Annotated in this window: 19 protein-coding genes; 6 read left to right on the top strand and 13 right to left on the bottom strand. The window is 57.4% G+C overall.

Annotated features, from left to right (window positions below; translation table 11 throughout):
- Positions 1–909: a LysR family transcriptional regulator gene (locus tag ACX3M4_RS16015; protein ID WP_459354002.1), complete on the bottom strand. Its 909-nt coding sequence runs from the start codon at positions 907–909 to the stop codon at positions 1–3.
- A 109-nt stretch (positions 910–1018) separates the two neighbouring features.
- Between ACX3M4_RS16015 and ACX3M4_RS16010 the strand changes: the two genes are divergently transcribed.
- Positions 1019–1648 carry an FMN-dependent NADH-azoreductase gene (locus tag ACX3M4_RS16010; protein ID WP_459354001.1) on the top strand — a complete coding sequence of 210 codons (630 nt, stop codon included), beginning with the start codon at positions 1019–1021 and terminating at the stop codon, positions 1646–1648.
- A gap of 156 nt (positions 1649–1804) precedes the next feature.
- Here ACX3M4_RS16010 and ACX3M4_RS16005 read toward each other — a convergent pair whose 3' ends face one another.
- Positions 1805–3394 carry a GMC family oxidoreductase gene (locus tag ACX3M4_RS16005; RefSeq protein ID WP_459354000.1) on the bottom strand — a complete coding sequence of 530 codons (1590 nt, stop codon included), beginning with the start codon at positions 3392–3394 and terminating at the stop codon, positions 1805–1807.
- A gap of 22 nt (positions 3395–3416) precedes the next feature.
- Positions 3417–4211: an alpha/beta fold hydrolase gene (locus ACX3M4_RS16000; protein ID WP_459353999.1), complete on the bottom strand. Its 795-nt coding sequence runs from the start codon at positions 4209–4211 to the stop codon at positions 3417–3419.
- A gap of 139 nt (positions 4212–4350) precedes the next feature.
- Here ACX3M4_RS16000 and ACX3M4_RS15995 point away from each other — a divergent pair, with 139 nt between their 5' ends.
- Entirely contained in the window at positions 4351–4821 is a 471-nt protein-coding gene (locus tag ACX3M4_RS15995; RefSeq protein WP_459353998.1) for a MarR family winged helix-turn-helix transcriptional regulator, read from the top strand.
- An 18-nt stretch (positions 4822–4839) separates the two neighbouring features.
- Here ACX3M4_RS15995 and ACX3M4_RS15990 read toward each other — a convergent pair whose 3' ends face one another.
- Together ACX3M4_RS15990 and ACX3M4_RS15985 are read right to left on the bottom strand one after the other, a co-directional pair.
- Positions 4840–5622, bottom strand: a complete 783-nt coding sequence (locus ACX3M4_RS15990) for an SDR family oxidoreductase (RefSeq protein ID WP_459353997.1) — start codon at positions 5620–5622, stop codon at positions 4840–4842.
- The gene (locus tag ACX3M4_RS15985; protein ID WP_459353996.1) at positions 5619–5948 is read right to left on the bottom strand and encodes a nuclear transport factor 2 family protein; all 330 of its coding nucleotides are present in this window, start codon (positions 5946–5948) and stop codon (positions 5619–5621) included. Before ACX3M4_RS15985 ends, ACX3M4_RS15990 begins: the two co-directional genes overlap by 4 nt.
- A 134-nt stretch (positions 5949–6082) precedes the next feature.
- Between ACX3M4_RS15985 and ACX3M4_RS15980 the strand changes: the two genes are divergently transcribed.
- Both ACX3M4_RS15980 and ACX3M4_RS15975 read left to right on the top strand, forming a co-directional pair.
- On the top strand, positions 6083–7003 hold the full coding sequence (locus ACX3M4_RS15980; RefSeq protein WP_459353995.1) for a LysR family transcriptional regulator: 921 nt from the start codon (positions 6083–6085) through the stop codon (positions 7001–7003).
- 578 nt (positions 7004–7581) lie between these two features.
- On the top strand, positions 7582–8316 hold the full coding sequence (locus tag ACX3M4_RS15975) for a Stf0 family sulfotransferase (RefSeq protein ID WP_459353994.1): 735 nt from the start codon (positions 7582–7584) through the stop codon (positions 8314–8316).
- A 64-nt stretch (positions 8317–8380) separates the two neighbouring features.
- Here the strand turns inward: ACX3M4_RS15975 and ACX3M4_RS15970 are convergent, their stop codons facing one another.
- From ACX3M4_RS15970 to ACX3M4_RS15955, 4 genes are all read right to left on the bottom strand, one after another.
- Positions 8381–9202, bottom strand: coding sequence for a hypothetical protein (locus tag ACX3M4_RS15970; protein ID WP_459353993.1), 822 nt, complete (start codon positions 9200–9202; stop codon positions 8381–8383).
- Between the two features lie 95 nt (positions 9203–9297).
- Entirely contained in the window at positions 9298–10083 is a 786-nt protein-coding gene (locus ACX3M4_RS15965; RefSeq protein ID WP_459353992.1) for a hypothetical protein, read from the bottom strand.
- A 602-nt stretch (positions 10084–10685) separates the two neighbouring features.
- Entirely contained in the window at positions 10686–12059 is a 1374-nt protein-coding gene (locus tag ACX3M4_RS15960; RefSeq protein WP_459353991.1) for a tetratricopeptide repeat protein, read from the bottom strand.
- Between the two features lie 24 nt (positions 12060–12083).
- Complete coding sequence (locus tag ACX3M4_RS15955; RefSeq protein ID WP_459353990.1) at positions 12084–12851, bottom strand: FkbM family methyltransferase; 768 nt, start codon at positions 12849–12851, stop codon at positions 12084–12086.
- A 161-nt stretch (positions 12852–13012) separates the two neighbouring features.
- Here ACX3M4_RS15955 and ACX3M4_RS15950 point away from each other — a divergent pair, with 161 nt between their 5' ends.
- Positions 13013–13810 (top strand): FkbM family methyltransferase, encoded by a 798-nt coding sequence (locus ACX3M4_RS15950; RefSeq protein WP_459353989.1) that lies wholly within the window; start codon positions 13013–13015, stop codon positions 13808–13810.
- A gap of 124 nt (positions 13811–13934) precedes the next feature.
- Here the strand turns inward: ACX3M4_RS15950 and ACX3M4_RS15945 are convergent, their stop codons facing one another.
- The 4 genes from ACX3M4_RS15945 to ACX3M4_RS15930 all read right to left on the bottom strand — a co-directional run bounded on the left by ACX3M4_RS15945 (position 13935) and on the right by ACX3M4_RS15930 (position 17297).
- Positions 13935–14345: a DUF6165 family protein gene (locus ACX3M4_RS15945; protein ID WP_459359440.1), complete on the bottom strand. Its 411-nt coding sequence runs from the start codon at positions 14343–14345 to the stop codon at positions 13935–13937.
- Between the two features lie 265 nt (positions 14346–14610).
- Positions 14611–15612, bottom strand: a complete 1002-nt coding sequence (locus ACX3M4_RS15940; protein WP_459353988.1) for an adenosine kinase — start codon at positions 15610–15612, stop codon at positions 14611–14613.
- 31 nt (positions 15613–15643) lie between these two features.
- Positions 15644–16534, bottom strand: coding sequence for a prephenate dehydratase (locus tag ACX3M4_RS15935; protein ID WP_459353987.1), 891 nt, complete (start codon positions 16532–16534; stop codon positions 15644–15646).
- Between the two features lie 28 nt (positions 16535–16562).
- The gene (locus ACX3M4_RS15930; RefSeq protein WP_459353986.1) at positions 16563–17297 is read right to left on the bottom strand and encodes a 3-deoxy-manno-octulosonate cytidylyltransferase; all 735 of its coding nucleotides are present in this window, start codon (positions 17295–17297) and stop codon (positions 16563–16565) included.
- Between the two features lie 197 nt (positions 17298–17494).
- Here ACX3M4_RS15930 and ACX3M4_RS15925 point away from each other — a divergent pair, with 197 nt between their 5' ends.
- Positions 17495–18175, top strand: a complete 681-nt coding sequence (locus tag ACX3M4_RS15925; RefSeq protein ID WP_459353985.1) for a c-type cytochrome — start codon at positions 17495–17497, stop codon at positions 18173–18175.
- The last annotated feature ends 26 nt before the right edge of the window (positions 18176–18201 follow it).

The following is an 18201-nucleotide window of genomic DNA, read 5'->3' as shown; positions in this document are numbered from 1 at the left end:
TCAACGGTTCCAATTCGTCCAGCTGAGTTTCCCGGAAACCTTCTCGACAAGCGTATCGATCAGGACTCTGACTTTCCTGGAGGTGTTCGCCCCGGGAGGACGAAGCACATAGAGACCAAACTCCGGTGTGGGGTAGTCGAGCAGAAATGGTACGAGCTCACCGCGCTCTATCGCGTCCTCAACGAGAAACAGGGGCGCGTGGGCTATTCCCAGCCCGGCGACTGCCCAGGCGACGGTCGTTTCCCCGTTGTCCGTGCGTAGGCGCCCCGAGGGGCGCACCGAAATCTTCTTCTTGCCGGATTGGAAGACCCAGTCCGGTGAAAGTGAAGCTGTGTAAATGAGGCATTCGTGCACCGCCAGGTCTTCAGGCGATTGCGGTGTCCCGTATCGTTGCAGATAGGCCGGGCTGGCAACGACAAGCGAGTTTATCGGTGCGATCTTGCGTGCGACATAGCTGGAGTCGCGCAGGTTGCCGATTCGGATCGCGGCGTCGAACCGTTCACCGATCAGGTCCACGACCTTATCGGAAAACGAGGCATCGACCTTGAGGCGAGGAAAACGGCACGCCAATGACGCGAGGACCGGTGCCAGATGCCTTGTCCCGAATGCCAGCGGTACCGACAGCCGCAACTCTCCAACGATTTCGTTCGAATGTTCGGAGATGGCCTGCAGCGTATCTTCATATTCGGACAGAATTTTTTCGCTTCTCGATTTGAATTCCAGGCCCGCCTCGTTAGGGGCAATGCCACGTGTGGTTCGATCAAGAAGGCGTGTGCCGAGCAGATCCTCGATGCGGGCAATCTTCCGGCTGACGACGGATTTCGAAATGTTCAATCGTGTCGCAGCCGCACTCAGACTGCCGCACTCTACGACTTCAACAAAACATTTCATGTCATCCAGCTCAATCATGCGTTCCTCTCAGAGCAACAATCTGGTGCGGAAAATGACGGTTCCGGAAATCAATCCCGACAACCAGTTTACGTCTGAAATTCTCTCATGAAATCAGGACGTACATTCAATGTCTAAAGTTCTCGTAGTGACAAGCAGCGCCCTGGGTGCCGCTTCCGTGTCCAATCAACTCACCACTCACATCGTCAACCAGCTGCGCCTCAAGGACGGCAATGCCAAGGTCATCACCCGCGATGTGGGAAACAATCCTGTACCGCATCTGACAGAGGATTCCACGATCGCCTTGCGTACTGCGGAAGCGGAAAATGACGTACAGGCGAAGGCGCAAGCGCTCTCCGACGAACTCATTGCCGAATTGAAGGCGGCCGATCTGCTCGTCATTGGAGCGCCAATGTATAACTTCGCCATTCCGTCCACGTTGAAAGCCTGGTTCGACTATGTGCTCCGCGCCGGAATAACATTCGCCTACAGCGAAGCCGGTCCAGAAGGGCTTCTGAAGGGCAAGCGCGCCATCGTCGTGCTGGCGCGTGGCGGCCTTTACAGCGAAGGTCCCGCACAGGTGATGGACGCTCAGGAGCCGCACTTGCGCACCTTGCTTGGGTTTATCGGCATCACGGATGTGACCTTTGTCCGGGCGGAGAAACTTGCCTTCGGTGCCGAAGTCCAGGAACAGGCAATCGCGTCTGCCAAGAAGCAAGTCAACGATCTGATTGAAGGATTGTATGTGGCAGCTGCCTAGCAGGTAGCACCAGCCTATAGTCTGAGGAACTTCGATACAGCTGTATTTTTGAAAGGCGACCACCCCGCTCCCTGACTTTGGTCAGGGAGCGGGGTGGGACAGGACTTGATCACTATCGACAGGTTCGAATGCAGTGATCGAACCGCCCGCGATCTGTCAGTTTTCGACGGTTTGTGCGTTGAACAAGCCGTGCTGATGACGGATCATGTCCGCGGCCCGTTCTCCGATGACCACACAGGGAGCCATCGTGTTGCCTGTCGTGATGCGCGGCATGATGGAAGCGTCGGCAAGCCGAAGGCCTTCGATGCCATAGACTTTAAGTTGGCTATCGACCACCGACATCCTGTCTCGTCCCATCTTGGCGGTGCAGGACTGGTGCCAGTAGGTGACCGCGGACCGCCGGATGAAATCAATCATTCCGGACTGGTTCCCTGACAGAGGCGCCGTCTCACTCTTCACAAGCGGAACAAAGGCTTCGCTGTTTCCTGCCTCGCGGCAGAGTTCCACCGCCGCCAAAGCCGCCGCCAGATCTTCCGGTTCGCTCAAAGAGTTCGGTTCGATCAGGATCGGATCGCGGGCATCGGGTCCTGAAAGACGAAGGCGGCCTCGGCTTTTCGGTTGCGCGAGCCCCGCAAACATCGTCCAGCCGTGCTCGGGCGTCTCCAGCTCCGCCTCTGCGGGGGAAGGCACCGCGAATTCAAGCTGGCACTGAAGGATATCCGGTTGGCTTAGGCTCGAGTTGCTCTTCCAGTAGAGCGTCGCCTCGCAACCGCCGCCACCGACTTCCTCCTGTTTACGATATGCCCAGGTACATCCGAACGCGATGTGGTCCTGATGATTGCGTCCAACGCCGGGAAGATGCTGGACGACGGGGATACCGTGAAGCCGCAATTCTTCCTCGGGACCAATGCCCGATTGCAGAAGAACCTTGGGTGTATGCACAGCGCCAATTGACAGCACCGTCTCGCAGCGCGCGCGGAATTGACGAGGTTTTCCGTCAAGCACCGCTTCGACTCCGGTCACCCTTTTGCCCTCGAACAGGAGCCGCGTAACCAACGCATTGGTCAGGACAGTCAGGTTTGGCTGGGACATCATCCGATGAGCGTAGGAACGGAATACCGACTCTCGTCTGCCTTCGCGGATCCGCAATTCAGCAATGGATGCTCCACCGTCACTTTCCATCATCTCTCCGTTGGGGGTGTCATACACGGGAACACCCATCATTCCGGCGGCGGCAAGAAGCGCCTGGGCAACCGGCTTTGGACTGTCCGGCTGGGCCACGTAGACCGGCCCCCCCGTCCCCCGGCGCAGCGGATCCGGCGTTCCGTGCCAGTCTTCGATCCGACGGTAGTAGCCGAGCACCGACTGGTAACCCCAGGCCTCGTCACCGGATTCTGCCGCGAAATGGTTCCAGTCTTCTCTGTGACCTCGCGCCCACACCATGACGTTGATGCTGGAACCACCACCAAGTCCCTTGCCCATGCTCAACGGAAGCCGCCGGCCGGCGAGACCCGGTGCAGGCTGGCCAACGAAACCCCAGTCACGCTCACTGCCAAGGTTAAGCGGCCAACGCGCCGGGTCCGAGACACTCTCGGACAGGTCATCTCCGCCGGCCTCAAGCAGCAAAACCCGGGCATTGCCGTCTTCAGCCAATCGGGCTGCGACGACCGAGCCGCTGGATCCGGCGCCGCACACGATGAAATCGAAATCAGTGTGCGGTTGTTCGAGTTGCATGGTCTTTTCCATGTGAAGGACCTCTATCGACTGTTTATTGATTGACTACGGCCGAAACCGTCCGGGCGGCCTCGTCAATCGTGTCGGCGACGACTTTCGGTTGGGTCAGGAAGAGGGCGTGGCTGGCAGAAACCTTGGTAATCTTTGCACCGATGCGTTCCGCCATGTGGATCAGCATGGCCTGGTCGAAAGCCTTGTCCTCGGTTGCGATCACTGCCCAGCTCGGTCTGGACCGCCAGGCAGCATTTTCCAGCTTCGTGCCGAACGCTGACAAATTGATGGGGACTTGTGAGTCACGCAGGAAGGCAAGGTCCGGGCCGTCGACGTCATGGGCGAAGCCGGCCTTGAATTTGTCCCGGTTCACAAATGCGAAACCGTCCTCAGCAGTGTCGAGAACGAATTCGGATGCCGGCGCGAAGCCTTCGTATTGCTGTGCGGTCGTTTCTCCGGCATCCGGCGAGAGTGCGGAAACATAGACGAGCCCGGCAACCTTCTGGTCGACGCCCGCTTCGGTAATGACCGTGCCACCCCAGGAATGTCCGACCAGAATGGTCGGGCCGTCCTGCCGCTCAAGGGCACGCCTGGTCGCTGCAACGTCATCCTCCAGGGAGGTCAGCGGGTTCTGGACGATCGTGACGCGATACCCGCGCGTCGTCAGTTCGTCATAGACGCCGCGCCACCCGGATCCGTCGGCAAAGGCGCCATGCACAAGCACGACGTTTTTGACCGGCTGCTCCATCGGGATCGGGTCCGAAGCATGCCCCTGCTTTATTCCGAAGACTGCGGCGGCGGCAGCCGCCATGAGGACGATTCTCGTTTTGATTTTCATGATCTTTCTCCGGGTGTTGAGCGATAAAATTTATCGCGATAAATTTCATATGCTGGGAGTATTGAGTGGTCAAGATAATATTTATCACGATATTGTTTTTCGCGTCCGCGCTTGTTATAGGACCAGAAAGGAGCCGCGAATGACGAAAGACCAAAAGACCAATCCGCCACCGTTGGACGATCAACTCTGCTATGCGATCTATTCGGCCGGGATCGCAATCCAGCGTGTCTACAAGCCTCTTCTCGATGAACTCGGGCTGACATATCCGCAGTACCTCGTGCTCAATGTTCTTTGGCGCGAAGACAAGCAGACCGTTGGTTCAATCGCCGAGAGGCTGGCACTGGAATCGAGCACGCTCACCCCGCTTCTGAAACGCCTCGAAGTGGCAGGCCTGTTGGGCCGGACGCGAAATCCAAACAACGAAAGACAGGTCGTCGTCGCCTTGACCGACAACGGACGTGGACTTCAGTCCCAGGCCGGCTGCCTCGGCCAGGCACTGTTGTCGGCATCGATGCAAAGTCCGGAAGACCTGGCAAAACTGAACAAGGACGTCCGCTATCTGCGCGATACGATCTATTCCCAGATCGGCGGGTGGAGCACGCCTGCCTGACCCGGTGCAGCGACGCACCTAGGCCGTCGGCACGGTTCCGCCGTCAATGACATATTCGGTACCGGTTATCGTTGCTGCACGGTCGGAGGCCAAAAAGCCAATGAGGTTCGCGACTTCCTCCGGTTTTGTCGGCCGGCCGATCGGAATGCCGCCAAGCGAATCCATGATGATCTTCTTGCCGCCCTCGTAGTCCGTGCCGGCCTGTTTCGCGAGACGTTCGGCAAGACGCACTGAAGCTTCGGTCTCAATCCAGCCAGGCGCTACCCGCAAGACGCGCACACCCTTCGGCGAGACCTCTTTCGACAAGGCCTTGCTGTAGGTCGACAGCGCCGCCTTTGCGGCTGCATAGGCGGTCGTCGATTCAGGCAGTGGCAGCTCCCTTTGGATCGACGACACATGGATGACGACGCCGCTGCCACGATCCACCATGTCAGGGACAAGATGGCGATCCAGCCGGACAGCGGAAAAGAGATTGAGATAGAGTTCGTTATGCCACTCGGCATCGGTCAGTGCCATGAAGCCGCCGCCGGGAGCAGAGGACCCGCCAAGCATATGCACGATGATGTCCACCTCTCCAAGGCGTTCCCGGACGGCGGCTCCCAGGGCATCACAGCCTTCGGCCGATGTCAGGTCTGCGGCCACGAAGTGAACGCCTTCCTCGAGCGTCTCCGGCCTGAAGCGCGCGCTGGTCATCACCTCGGCGCCGAGTTCGCGGAATTGCCTGACCGTCGCAGCTCCGGCACCACGCGTACCGGAGGTGACGAGCGCCCGCTTACCTGCAAGACTGACAAACGGGCTCATGGGACGATCTCCAGCTCAGAGATCCTGTTGTCTCTCAAGACAAAGAAATACCGCAAGTCGACCGGGCTGCCTGGGAAGTCGCCGACGACATGGCTCGTTACCACCGTGCGGCCCTCTTCTTTGCCGATCGCGAAGGGCTCGACCGTATAGGAGAACTTGCCCGACGCATCCGCCTTCCAGAGACGGATCGCCTCTCGTCCGGCGTGCACCTGCCGTTCGTCTTTCACCGCCGCGTCCTCATTGAAACACTCGGCGACAGCATCCGCGTCCCTGCTCCTGTCGGCTTCGAAATAGGCCGCGATTGGTCCAGGCAACTGCATGTCCATGTCACACCTCCGTCTCTGGTGACCTACCCGCCGGATCAACTGGCTGTCCCGGCGTTGATGACGTGGATATAAGGCTGGACATTAATTGCGATAATTAGGACAAGCAGGGATGTAACATTTCGAAAAACGGGATAATGGCACGACAAGTCCTCATCGAACTCGAAGCGGTGCTTGCCATCGCTGCTCAAGGGTCTTTCCGGGCAGCAGCGCTCGAACTCGGCCTGTCGACAACGGCGCTCAGCAACCTGATCGGCAAAGTCGAGCGGCAACTCGGCGTTCGCCTGTTCAATCGAACCACGCGCAGCGTTTCATTGACGGATGCCGGCCGAACCTTCGTCGAGCAGGTAGCGCCTGCCCTTCGCGACATACACGAAGCGATGGCAGTTGTGCGGTCGCAGCAGGACACACCCAGCGGGACATTGCGCATCAACGCCTTCGCCACCGGTGCCCGCGAAATATTGGCGCCGCTCGTGCTGGCATTCCTGCGGCGTTACCCGCAAGTGCACATCGACCTCGTCACCGAAGGCCGTATCGTCGACATCGTCGCCGAAGGGTTTGACCTGGGGTTGCGGACAGCCGACCTGGTGCCGAGTGACATGATCGCGGTGCGACTGGGAGCGCCTCGGAGTTTCGCCGTCGTCGGCTCTCCTTCCTATTTCGCGGACCACGGAAGTCCTCGCGTGCCTCCCGATCTTCTCGCTCATCAGTGTATTCGAATCCGGTTGCCCAACGGGGCCTCCTATCGCTGGCACTTCGAGAAAGAGGGAGAGACCCTGCAGATTGATGTCGAGGGGCCGGTCACTCTTGATGAGGCGACCCTTGCCCGTATCGCCGTTCTCGACGGTATCGGGATCGGCTTCTTCATGGAAGCCGACGTGCGCGACGATATCGTCTCGGGCAAGCTCACACGTGTCTTGCAGGACTGGACCCCGCCAACAACGCCGCTTTGCCTCTACTACCCGGGCCGTAAAAACCCGTCGGCAGCGTTTCGCGCGTTCGTCGAAATGGCGCGAGATCACGGCCGGGCGGTGACGCGAAACTCATGGCCAAGCTAAGGCTGCTGTTCAGCATCGGGAATTGAACGGAACTTCTGGGTTTGGCCGAATGCACGACTGGATTTTTGTAACCGGCGTATTTCAGGCGCATTTGTCACAAGGTTGAACAGCCGTATCGAGGCTGCGAAACAGCCCGGCAGCTTCAGGCGCAATTGAAAAGGGCGGCCAGTTGGCCGCCCTTTGCTCTTAGAGCACGAAGCCGTTCTGGCTGGCGATGTTCTTCAGCGGCCGTTCCGGCCGCTGGCGGACTGGCGGCTTCTGGCGCGCCGAAGTCGCTTTGATACGGTTTTTCATTGTCCAAATTTCCGCTCAGGCTAGATTTCTTCGATCTGAATTCGTCTTTCCATCCTTCAATTTTTGAAGTCCTGCCTGACCTGCCACGGCATGATCTCCTATCTTCATATTTGCAAGACTTAGCCAACCTTTTGGGCGCTGAGCGCAAAAAACTAAATCGTCCCATCTCCCTCGTCTTCCGGTCTACTGTTTCAGGACGAGTTGTCTGAACGCCTGTTGACCGTCAAATCGAGGCAGCCCAAGCTCGCAATTTCCAAAATCCTTTTGCAGGGCGAGGTTCCGTGATGACATCACCCGAACGCCTTCCGTGCGATACGATCGTATTCGCTTCCACCCAGAGAACGGGCAGTACAGCGCTGGCGACCACGCTGAGTGCATCAAACGTGACCCGGCAGACCTATGAGTGGTTCGGTCAGGGGACTTTCGACAAGACGATCCGGCATATCATGCCGGACTTTCACGCGCTCCCCGCTACAGTGGAGGACCTGAAACGCTATGTGCAGGCGATCCGCGACACCGACGCCAACTCGGGACTCCCGGTCTCCCTGATGCTACACCTGTATCAGTTTGACCTGTTGCGAGACCTCGGCGTGACCAGGCTTGAGGAACTCTTCGGCAACTGCCTCTACATCTACAATTACCGGGGTGACCTCTATTATCAAGCCGTGTCGCTTCACATCGCCATAGAAACACAGCAATGGGTCTCATCTCAGGAACGCAGGGCCGAGCCCAGCTACGACTTTGAAAAAATTGACAGGCTCGTGAACTGGATTTCGCAGGACTGCGAAAGCTGGCTGGCCTACTTCAGAGAGAACGGCATCACGCCGTTCCATGCCGCTTACGAGCGCTTCGCCGAGAACCCCCGGGCGGCGACACAGCTGCTTCTCGACTGGCTGGGCGTGCCGGGCCAGAATATCGGGTTAACCTCGCTGCAACGGCAGGCGACAGAACTGAACGCGGAATTCTATCACCGTTATCTCGTCGAGTGCGGCACCCGGAGAAATCGGCAAAATCCCTGAACAAAATTGAGAAGAAAAAGATTGTGTTCGCGGTTTCTTCGATTGGAACCAGCAGACCAGACCATCAAGTTTTCAGTGATGGGAAATCATCCTCAAGCTTGTCGGAATACCTGCCTTCGAAGGTGTGAAATCCCGCGTGACGAATTCCTGTCCGGCAATCCAGCCAGATCGTGCCATTGCATCCCCGAACCCAGCGCATGCTGAAACTCTGGTCCTCATGCATGAACAACCGACCACTTGGCGTCGGGAGGTGGCCGAAAAAGTCATAGTAATCCATACCGCTATGGGCCGGGATCAATGACATGTCGGGATATTCCGTGACGATCCCTCGTTCCACCATTGTTTCGGGAACCTTTCGACTTAAAAGTGTCAGGCCCTGGCCGCCCGCGGGGATGGAGATGAAGCCATCCTGCTGTTCGGGTTCCCAGTCCGTGTTGTCATAGTCCCGAAGCTGATGATTATAGGTCATGCTGCGCGAGACCAATTTCTCTATCGGGCTTCTTTCCTCCTCCGGCAAGACGGCGTCCACCTCGATGAGTTTTCTGAGCACGTCCCAGTTGTAGTACTTTTGTGGATAGGACGCGCTGACGAAATCTCCGCCGAATGCGATCAGGCGCCAGACCGCCTCCGGGTCAAACTCCATATCGGAATCGAGCATCAGCATGTGGCTGAATTCTTTTGCGGCGAGGAATTTGCTCATCAGGTGGTTGCGATTGATGATCAGGTTCGCCGCGCCGTAGGTTTCAAACGAGAAAGGTAGCCCGTGGTGCTGAAATTCCTGCGTCAGCGCTATGAGGGACCTGACGGTCGGAAGCTCGACCTGCCCGCGGGTCGGCATTGCAATCATGATGATGAGCGGCGTTCCTCCGTCAGCCTCGTTCGCCATTTCAAGTTCCTCTTTGGAAGGTACGACAGGAACTCCAGAGCCAGTCGGTTGACGTGCGGTCCCTCCGCAACAAAGCCTGTCTCCCAGCCGTAGTTCTATGGTGATTTTTTTGGTTGAACCAGTCGTTCCGGCCTGAGCTTTTCCGCCGACTTGAACAGAGAAAACGTCTGATTGACGTAGCCGACGACCCCATTGATTTGCTGTAAATAGGCTTCCAATTCCGGCGTGCGCTCAACCTCCACCATTTGGATTGCACGAGACTGCGGAAACACTTCAAAAAGCACATAAAACAGTGGCTCCCCACGACGGAGAGAAAGGGGAGCACTAATATCATGCCATTCGAAGGCCCATGTCAGCGTTCGCGGCCAGATGTTAATTGGAAATCGTCCCGGCACCATCAGGCCGGGAAGAGGCGTTTTCCTCAAATGCTGAAAGGGCGGAAGCTGCGACAGATAAACAGGTTCATCCGCAATGAATATGTATGGCAAACGCATCTGGAGTATCGGCCGCTCGGGAAAGCGCCATTCCTCGCGCGGATGAAGGACGAGCAGATCCGCCAGTACATCGTCTCGAACCGCGGACATCGGCCCGTCGCTGTTTACAACCGCAGGCTCACCAAAGTCCGTTTCGGTAATTTCGAGTGTCAGATCGCATGGACATTGCACCTCGAACAAACGAGCCTCAAGTCCAAGAACCGCAGGACAGGCAGAGACAGCCTTGGCGTGCGTTCGTTGAGGCGAAGAAGAAAGATATTTCAGTCTTTGCGGCGGCCTGTAGATCAGTTGAGATTCGTCCGCCGCCAACAGCCAGCCAATTGTTACCGGCCCACTTTCTTCGGCGTCACCGCCACTGACATCGATGTTGACGTTGAAGCTCAGCACGGGCGGATCGCCCTTGTTACCGCCGGAACTGCGCACTGACCCAAGGCGGAGCTGGGAGCCAGCGATTCAGGCTCTTGTCTAGATATAAGCCGGTAACTGTATTGTAGGAAACAGTCACGGGCTGTCGCGTTGACGGGTTTACGATCTCCCGAGTTTGGATTTGCGAGCCGGCATAGCCTGGTGCAAACACGGTATTTGCGTTAGGCAGCCTTGACCCTACCCCCCCTCCATAGACGGTCTCCATTACCGATCGCCGCGAGCCGGGATGCCCCGCGTAGATCGTGTCCATCGCTGGCCGTCGGAAACCGGTATGCCCTCCGTAGACGGTGTTCATCACCGGCCGTCGGAAACCCGCACGCCCCCCGTAGACCGTGGCCATTGCAGACCTGCCCTTAAAGGGCACGTAACCTGCCGGACCAGCGATGAGCGTTTCGGAATGCATTTGCCCCGGCCGACTACCCATAGAGTTGTCAGCGGACGGCCTTCGGCCTGCACCCAATTTTAGGAGATCTTGATCGACACCTGGTCTTTTTCGGTCAGCCAAAGCTTTTTCCTCAAGTACCAAATATTACGAAGAATTGTATGTGGAAACTGACATAAAGTTATAAAAGATTTCTACTTCTAGCAACTCCTTTCAGGTTTTCACCCATGTCCTCGATCACGTCGCTCCAGACACGGGGACGCTCTTGTCGGAAATACCTCATGCCGGGGTACCAATCCGACTGCATCCCTTCAAAGCAATGATACCAATGCGGAAAGGTGTCGAGCATTACCCAGGCAGGCGTACCGATTGACCCGGCAATATGGGCGACGGCACTGTCGGTCATGACAACGAAATCCAGTGATTTGACAAGCAATGCGGTTTCCGAAAAATCGAAATCGTCGCAGTCAATCACGAGATTCCCAAGATCACCTTCGATGAGTTCCCGTTGCGGCGGCCCCTTCTGCAAACTGTAAAGCTGGAGGAAAGGGAGTTCAGCAAGCGGTAAAAAGTCGGCCAGGCGAGCCGCCCTGTCCGCGTTGCCGCCATAGTCCACATTCCCCGACCAGAGCACGCCAATGCGAAGAGGAGCTCTTGCTCTTGCCAGCAATCCATCGCGCCGTTCCGCCCACGCATGGTCGCAATGAAGGCGCGCAGGCGGGTAAAGGGAAGGGTCGTTGATCCGGAGCAGATGCGGAAGCGACAACAGAGAGACTTGAAGCTCGCATCCATGCGGTCCGTCGGCATCGTCGATCCATACATCTACGCCTTCGATGGTCTGCATGAGACCTGACAATGCCGGCTGTTTCAAAAAGTGGATGATTGCGCCGGTCTTTTTCAGAGCCGGCAGGAAGCGCACGGCCCAGATGGTGTCGCCGTACCCTCCTTCGGGCAAAACCAGAATGTTCTTTCCGTAAATCGGAGATCCGTCCCAGAAGGGCAGGTTCTGGACTGCGGTCGGGCAGGCCCCCGGCCCGAAACGGCGCTCCCAGAGAGGCCAGCCCGAATGATAGTTCTTCTTCCCAAGCGCCAGCCATGAGGCCTCGATTGCAGATCCGGCATCTTCCTGATCGAGACGCAACAGCTCTTGAAATGCTGTCAATGCTTCGTCGTGCTTGCCAGCCCTGGACATCGCAACAGCAAGGACATAATCGATCTCCGGGTTGTCCGGTTGCATGCCTTTGAGACGTCTTGCTACATGCAGAGCGTCATCCGGGCGCCCCGACCGCAGATAGATCGCAGCAAGACGGTTCAATGCCACGGTGCTTGCCGGTTTTATTGCGGAGGCGCGGGCCAGACAGGCCAATGCAGCCGTTTCCCGTTCCTCCAGAAGATGCACTTCGGCCTGCAACAGCCAGGCATCCACATGGTCCGGGCAAAGCTCCAGACAGGCGTCAGCATAAGCAATTGCCGTGCTGCATTGCTCCCGGCCAAAACTTCGCAACGCCATTTCGTACAATTCATCTGCGGTCAAAAAACTGCGGTCTCGGGTCATGTGGTCCTCGCAGCCGCGTTCGGTTCAAGCAGCTCTATATATTTCGTCCATGCCGATGAAATCGATGACTTCATAACCCCTCCTGGCCATGAAAGAGGGAATTTCAGAAGTGTCTGCGAGGTTTTCTATACTCCATATTTCGACCGGAACGCTCTCGAACGGGAACGTTTCCAAGACCGCGATCTCAGCGCCTTCAACATCAAGCGAAACATAATTGATGCGGTCGATGCCGACCTCTTCGAGTATCTCCCGAATTGATCTTACAGGAATTCTGGCGATGAATTCTTCATGGTCAGGATGCTGCCGGATTGTCTTAAGAATGTCGGGATCCATGCTGCGCAGGAGACCACTGCTTTGAGTATAGCCAGACCGGATCTCCAGAAATTCCGCGCTCGGTGCAGACGTGCCTACGGCAGCGTTGAGACAGGTGCACTTGCGAACAGACGCCGCCTGCGCAAATTTCGCCGGGGACGGCTCTATCAAGAGCCCGGTCCAGCCCAGATTTTTTTCAAAGAAGAGAGTGTTGGAGCCGGTGATGCCGTCATACCCGCCAAGCTCCAGAAACACGCCACCTTTTCGGCCCTTCAGAACCTCGTCGTTCAAGAACTTGTCCTGGCCGGACTGACTGAAATACTCCTTGTGCATGCCCAGAGCCTTTTCGACGACCCAAAGATCATGCCGCAATCCGCCGCGGCTCGGCCCGAAAACGCGATCCAGCTGATCGAGAAGGTTTTCGCGGAGGCAAGTCAACGCTTCCAGCGAATATTGGCTGCGCAACTCCGTTTCAGTCATTGATCAGTCAGGACCTGCTTTCTAGCGCATGCTTGTACCTGGATGGCTCAAATCGAGCGCACTTACCCTAGGTTAGATCAGAGCTTGACCATAGTTCAAAGAGTTTTTGGTATTGTCGAACTCCGGCCTTCAATGCACGCGACGTGAAAGTGACAAAAAGAATGAAAGAAGAAACCTCCGCGTCCGAAATAACGGATGCATTTCTGGATTGGTATGTTGAAAACCTGCACAGGCCGGATCTGGCCGACTTGAACGACTTCCTGCTGAATGCCGCCCTGTCCGCTCGCGGTTACAATAATGTCGTGAGTGGTGAGACTTTTTTCATCCGAGAAATCCTGGCCGTTTCAGCACCGAGACTGTGCATCGATATCGGAGCAAATGCGGGCCTTTACAGCCTTGAACTGCTGACTTGCACTTCCGCAGCCGTCGTCGCGTTCGAGCCACTGATGACATCCTACAAGGAGTTGGTGCAAAACACGCTTGGTTACCGGGACAGGATCAGCTGTGAAAACATGGGCGTCGGAAATATTAATGGCGAACTCACAATTCACTACGATCCGTCGGCTTCTGTTCTTGCCTCCTTCTCGGAGGAGGTGAAAAAAGTGAGTTACGTAACCAATGAGGAAAAAGCGAGAGCTAAAGTCGTCACCCTCGATTCTTATTGTCGCGCGAACGCGATCACGGAAATTGACTTGATAAAAATTGACACAAAAGGCTTTGAGACTGAGGTGTTCGAGGGAGCCACAAACGTATTTTCCAAAATCAGGCCAAGGTTCATCCAGATGGAATTCAACTGGCATCAGATGTTCCGGAGCAAAACTCTGAACGACTTTGCAGAAAAATTGCCGGATTATGATGTATTTCAGTTGCTGCCCGAGGGATGGGCGAGACGGGAGCCCAAAGATCCCTTGTCGAATTTCTACCAGTTTTCAAATTTCGTATTCGTTTTGAGAGACTGAACAACAGATCGAAGCAGACCTTTTCCGGTGAGTGACCACGATCTCAGAATGACTTGGCAAGGCAGACTTCTACCAAGGCTGCCTGGAGGAAGGGTCCATGCCCCAGATGAAGTTTCCCGGCGCTTCACTCGTGAGTAGGACCCCGTTCTGCGCTCCAATCGCCATAGGATTTCACCTCGACAATAGGTGACCCAAGGTGTGCATTGATTTCCCGTTTTAACGCAGCGCGTTTGTCGTTTGTTTGATAGATGCGCCTTGCAAGCTCCACGAAGCGTTCGCCGAAGTCCTCAACACTCTCGCATTTGCGAATGTCTTTTTCGGTCTCCCAAAGACACTCATTGAGAGTTTTCAGCCCTGCCTTCCAGGCTGTTATTCGTTCTGAGTTGGGCAGGCACTGTTCAGACACCGTGGTAAGCGATGCCAATTCAAGACGCACATATGCCAATTTGTCTTCGGCGGAAATGCGAGACGCCTTGATTTCGAGGATTGTGATTTTGTCGATGAGTTCAGCTGGCGAAATCGGTGCGTAAATCATATCGATCAAGACACATGCCCTCTTGTTGAGCGTCCGGTGCACGCGTTCCTGCAGCGCGCGCCTCTCATTCACCTCGCAGTTTTTATATACCACCCCTTCAGGAGGTCGCTGATCGGATTGGTTTTGGACCCGTCCAGACAAATCCCCGGCTGGAACCAACCGCGCATAGGATCCAGGAACGGATTGACGTCCATGACGAGAAGCGAAACAGCCCGGCAGCTTCAGGCGCAACTGAAAAGGGCGGCCAGTTGGCCGCCCTTGGTATTCAGAGCACGAAGCCGTTCTGGCTGGCGATGTTCTTCAGCGGCCGTTCCGGCCGGGCGCCGACATGGCTGATGACGCTGGCCGCACACAGGCAGCCAAGTTCGGCGGCTTCACCAAGCTTGTAGTCGCGGGCGAGGCCGAACAGGAAGCCGGAGGCAAAGAGGTCGCCGGCACCGGTCAGGTCGACGACATTGTCGACGTTCCGGGCAGCCACCTTGACTGTTTCGTCGCCGTGGATCGCCATGGCGCCTTCCTTGCCGAGGGTCAGCGCCGTCAGGGCACCGGATGCACGGGCCGCATCGATCGCGCTGTCAAGGTCCGAGGTCTCGTAAAGGGCCTTCAGCTCATGTTCGTTGGCGAACATCAGATCCACCACACCGTCGGTCAGCAGTCCCTGGAACTCGCTGCGGTAGCGGTCGACACAGAAGGAATCCGACAGGGTGATCGCAACCTTGCGGCCATGGGCGTGGGCGATTTCAGCGGCCTTCAAAAACGCCTTCTTGGCTTCTTCCGGATCCCAGAGATAGCCTTCCATGTAGGTCACGGCCGAAGCTGCCACGACGTCCTCATCGACGTCGTCCGGAGTGAATTCGGTGCAGGCGCCGAGATAGGTGTTCATGGTGCGCTCGCCGTCCGGCGTGATCAGGATCATCGAGCGGGCGGTGGGTTTCCATTCGCGCAGGCGCGGCGTGTTGAAATAGACGCCGGTGCCGTTCATGTCGTGGTAGTAGCTGTCGCCCAGTTCGTCCTCGGCCACCTTGCCGAAATAGGCCGGACGACCGCCGAGCGAGGCAATGCCGGCCGCCGTGTTGCCGGCACTGCCGCCGGACACACGCACCGTCTGGCCCATCTTGTCAAAAAGGCGCACGGCTTCATCTGTGTCGATCAGGCGCATGGAGCCCTTGACGAGGTTTTCCTGCAGCAGGAAGTCCTCTTCCACATGGGCGAAGACGTCGCAAATGGCGTTGCCGATGCAGAGCGCATCAAATCTTGTTTCAGTCATGAGTTCCTCTGGTTTTGCCAGCCTGGTTTTTTCAGGAGTGCGGGTTCGGCCTGAGGGCGCGGTTCGCCTCCGGTTCCTTGATCTTGTCGCGGAACGGGCTGGCCCTATAGACGCCGAGCATGTTCAGTTCGGCGCAGAAAAAGGCCAGTTCCTCTAGCGCAAGCGCCACTTTGGGGTCTTCCGGATGGCCTTCGATATCCGCATAGAACATGGAAGCGAAGAACTGGCCTTCGAGCTGGTAGGATTCCAGCTTCGTCATGTTGACACCGTTGGTGGCAAATCCGCCGAGCGCCTTGTAGAGCGCGGCGGCAACGTTGCGGACCCGGAAGATGAAGGTGGTGATGACCGGCTGGCCGTTATGGGCCGCCTCCATCTTTTCCCGGGAGAGAATGACAAAGCGCGTGGTGTTGTGCGCCTCGTCCTCGACATCGCGCCGCAGGATGTCTAGCCCGTAGATCTCGGCCGCCATTTCCGGCGCGAGCGCGGCAACACTCGGATCGCCAAGTTCGGCAATCTGCCGGGCGGAGCCGGCGGTGTCGCCGCCGACAACGGCCGTCAGGCCGAGTTCACGGATGACTTTTCGGCACTGGCCGAGCGCATGCACATGGCTCTGCACCTTCTTCAGGCCGTCGATGGTCGCGCCTTTTGTTGCCATCAGCTGGAACCGGATCGGCATGAAATATTCGCCGATGATGTGCAGGTTCGACTTGGGCAGCAGGTGATGGATATCGGCGACGCGGCCGGCCACCGAATTCTCGATCGGGATCATGGCCAGATCCGCCGTGCCGTCCGCCATGGCGGAGAAGCAGTCCTCGAAGGTCGCACACGGAATGGCTTCGTAGTCCGGATAGACGCTCCTGCAAGCCATATGCGAATTGGCGCCGGTTTCGCCCTGGAAAACAATTCTCTTTCTGTCGGTCATGGGTCTTTCCGCCTTGCGGCGTCTTCGGTCAGGTTTTCTGGTAGGCCGCCCGGGCCCGTTCAAGGTCCTCGGGCGTGTTCACGTCCATGGGCGCGCTTTCGATCACGGAAGCATCGATCCGCATGCCGGCTTCAAGCGCGCGCAGCTGTTCCAGTTTTTCCCGCTGTTCCAGCGGCGAGGGCGGCATCTTGACGAAATCCGCAAGGGCTTTGCGGCGATAGGCATAGATGCCGATGTGGTGGTAATGCGGGCCGTCGCCGTGGGGGGCGACGGCCCTGGTAAAGTAGAGCGCCCGGAACTGGCCGTGGCCGTTCGGGGTTGTCACCGCCTTGACGAAATTCGGATCGTCCCGGAAGTCCGGTTTGGTGAATTCGGTCATGATCGTGCCGATGGCGACCTCGGCGATGCCGAGGGGGGTAAAGGCTGCCCGAATCGCTTCCGGCGCAATAAGGGGCACATCACCCTGCACGTTGAGGATGACGTCATAGCTGCCCTGCGGATCGATGAGGCCGGCCGCCTCGAAGATGCGGTCCGATCCGGAGGCATGGTCGGTGCGCGTCATGACGGCTTCCCCGCCATGATCCTTGACCGCTTCGAAGATGTCCTTGTCATCGCAGGCAACGGCAACAGGGCCGATATCGGCGTTGCGGGCCTGTTCCAGAACCCGCACGATCATGGGCTTCCCGCAGATGTCTGCCAGAGGTTTGCGCGGCAGGCGGGTGGCCGCGAGCCGGGCGGGAATAATCACAAGTGCAGCGGTCAATCGGGTCTCCCTGGGGACGGACAGGCAGCTTGGATGCGAAAAATCGCGGCCCGCGTCCGTTTGTCGTATCAGATGCCCTTTTAAAGCTATGGACAGCAAGGTCAAAAAATTTGTAGGTTCCGGCAAAATTCGAAAAGCTGATAGGGTTCGCGGCACCACTGCGGGCCCGGACGCGTATGAGCTTGGAGCCGGAGAGAATGGATTCCTTTACGCTGAACAAGGCCGCCGGTGCGGTTCTGATGGTTCTAATACTGGTCATGGGTGTCGGCATCGTTTCCGACATCATTTTCCATCCGACGATCCCGGGAAAGCCTGGCTATGAAATCGTCGTCGCGTCTGCCGAGGACTCCACCTCGGAAGTCGGCGCGGTTCCGGAAGTTACTCCGATCTCCGAACGGCTTGTCGAAGCGTCCGCTGAAAACGGTGCCAAGGTGGCAAAGAAATGCGCCACCTGTCACGACTTCGATGCCGGCGGCAAGAACAAGACCGGCCCGCTTCTTTGGGATATCGTCGGCCGCAAGCCCGGCGGTCATGACGGTTTCGGCTATTCCTCCGCCATGATCGAATTCGGTGCTCAGAACCCGGAATGGACCTACGAAGAACTGGACCATTTCCTGGAATCGCCGAAGAACTTCATTTCCGGTACCGCGATGGCGTCCTTCGGCGGCCTGCGCAAACCGGAAGAACGGGCCGACATCATCGCCTATCTGCGCGAGCAGTCCGACGCGCCGAAGCCGCTTCCCACCGTAGAAGCAGCAGCTCCCGCTACTGAAGAAGCAGCTCCTGCTGCTGAAGAAGCGGCCCCCGCTGCTGAAGAAGCAGCCCCGGCAGCATCGGAAGAAACCCCGGCAGCATCCGAGCCCGCTCCGGCTCAATAACGCTAAGCGGCGTTACCGTCGCGACT

The organism is Roseibium sp. M-1, assembly GCF_054515675.1.
The sequence above is the reverse complement of the archived record's forward strand: the minus strand, read 5'-3'. Positions and strand labels throughout refer to the sequence as shown.

Excerpts from the sequence above, each read along its gene's own strand:
- ACX3M4_RS16015 (WP_459354002.1), bottom strand. The coding sequence starts at position 909 with ATGATTGAGCTGGATGACATGAAATGTTTTGTTGAAGTCGTAGAGTGC.
- ACX3M4_RS16010 (WP_459354001.1), top strand. The coding sequence starts at position 1,019 with ATGTCTAAAGTTCTCGTAGTGACAAGCAGCGCCCTGGGTGCCGCTTCC.
- ACX3M4_RS16005 (WP_459354000.1), bottom strand. The coding sequence starts at position 3,394 with ATGGAAAAGACCATGCAACTCGAACAACCGCACACTGATTTCGATTTC.
- ACX3M4_RS16000 (WP_459353999.1), bottom strand. The coding sequence starts at position 4,211 with ATGAAAATCAAAACGAGAATCGTCCTCATGGCGGCTGCCGCCGCCGCA.
- ACX3M4_RS15995 (WP_459353998.1), top strand. The coding sequence starts at position 4,351 with ATGACGAAAGACCAAAAGACCAATCCGCCACCGTTGGACGATCAACTC.
- ACX3M4_RS15990 (WP_459353997.1), bottom strand. The coding sequence starts at position 5,622 with ATGAGCCCGTTTGTCAGTCTTGCAGGTAAGCGGGCGCTCGTCACCTCC.
- ACX3M4_RS15985 (WP_459353996.1), bottom strand. The coding sequence starts at position 5,948 with ATGGACATGCAGTTGCCTGGACCAATCGCGGCCTATTTCGAAGCCGAC.
- ACX3M4_RS15980 (WP_459353995.1), top strand. The coding sequence starts at position 6,083 with ATGGCACGACAAGTCCTCATCGAACTCGAAGCGGTGCTTGCCATCGCT.
- ACX3M4_RS15975 (WP_459353994.1), top strand. The coding sequence starts at position 7,582 with ATGACATCACCCGAACGCCTTCCGTGCGATACGATCGTATTCGCTTCC.
- ACX3M4_RS15970 (WP_459353993.1), bottom strand. The coding sequence starts at position 9,202 with ATGGCGAACGAGGCTGACGGAGGAACGCCGCTCATCATCATGATTGCA.
- ACX3M4_RS15960 (WP_459353991.1), bottom strand. The coding sequence starts at position 12,059 with ATGACCCGAGACCGCAGTTTTTTGACCGCAGATGAATTGTACGAAATG.
- ACX3M4_RS15955 (WP_459353990.1), bottom strand. The coding sequence starts at position 12,851 with ATGACTGAAACGGAGTTGCGCAGCCAATATTCGCTGGAAGCGTTGACT.
- ACX3M4_RS15950 (WP_459353989.1), top strand. The coding sequence starts at position 13,013 with ATGAAAGAAGAAACCTCCGCGTCCGAAATAACGGATGCATTTCTGGAT.
- ACX3M4_RS15945 (WP_459359440.1), bottom strand. The coding sequence starts at position 14,345 with ATGATTTACGCACCGATTTCGCCAGCTGAACTCATCGACAAAATCACA.
- ACX3M4_RS15940 (WP_459353988.1), bottom strand. The coding sequence starts at position 15,612 with ATGACTGAAACAAGATTTGATGCGCTCTGCATCGGCAACGCCATTTGC.
- ACX3M4_RS15935 (WP_459353987.1), bottom strand. The coding sequence starts at position 16,534 with ATGACCGACAGAAAGAGAATTGTTTTCCAGGGCGAAACCGGCGCCAAT.
- ACX3M4_RS15925 (WP_459353985.1), top strand. The coding sequence starts at position 17,495 with ATGGATTCCTTTACGCTGAACAAGGCCGCCGGTGCGGTTCTGATGGTT.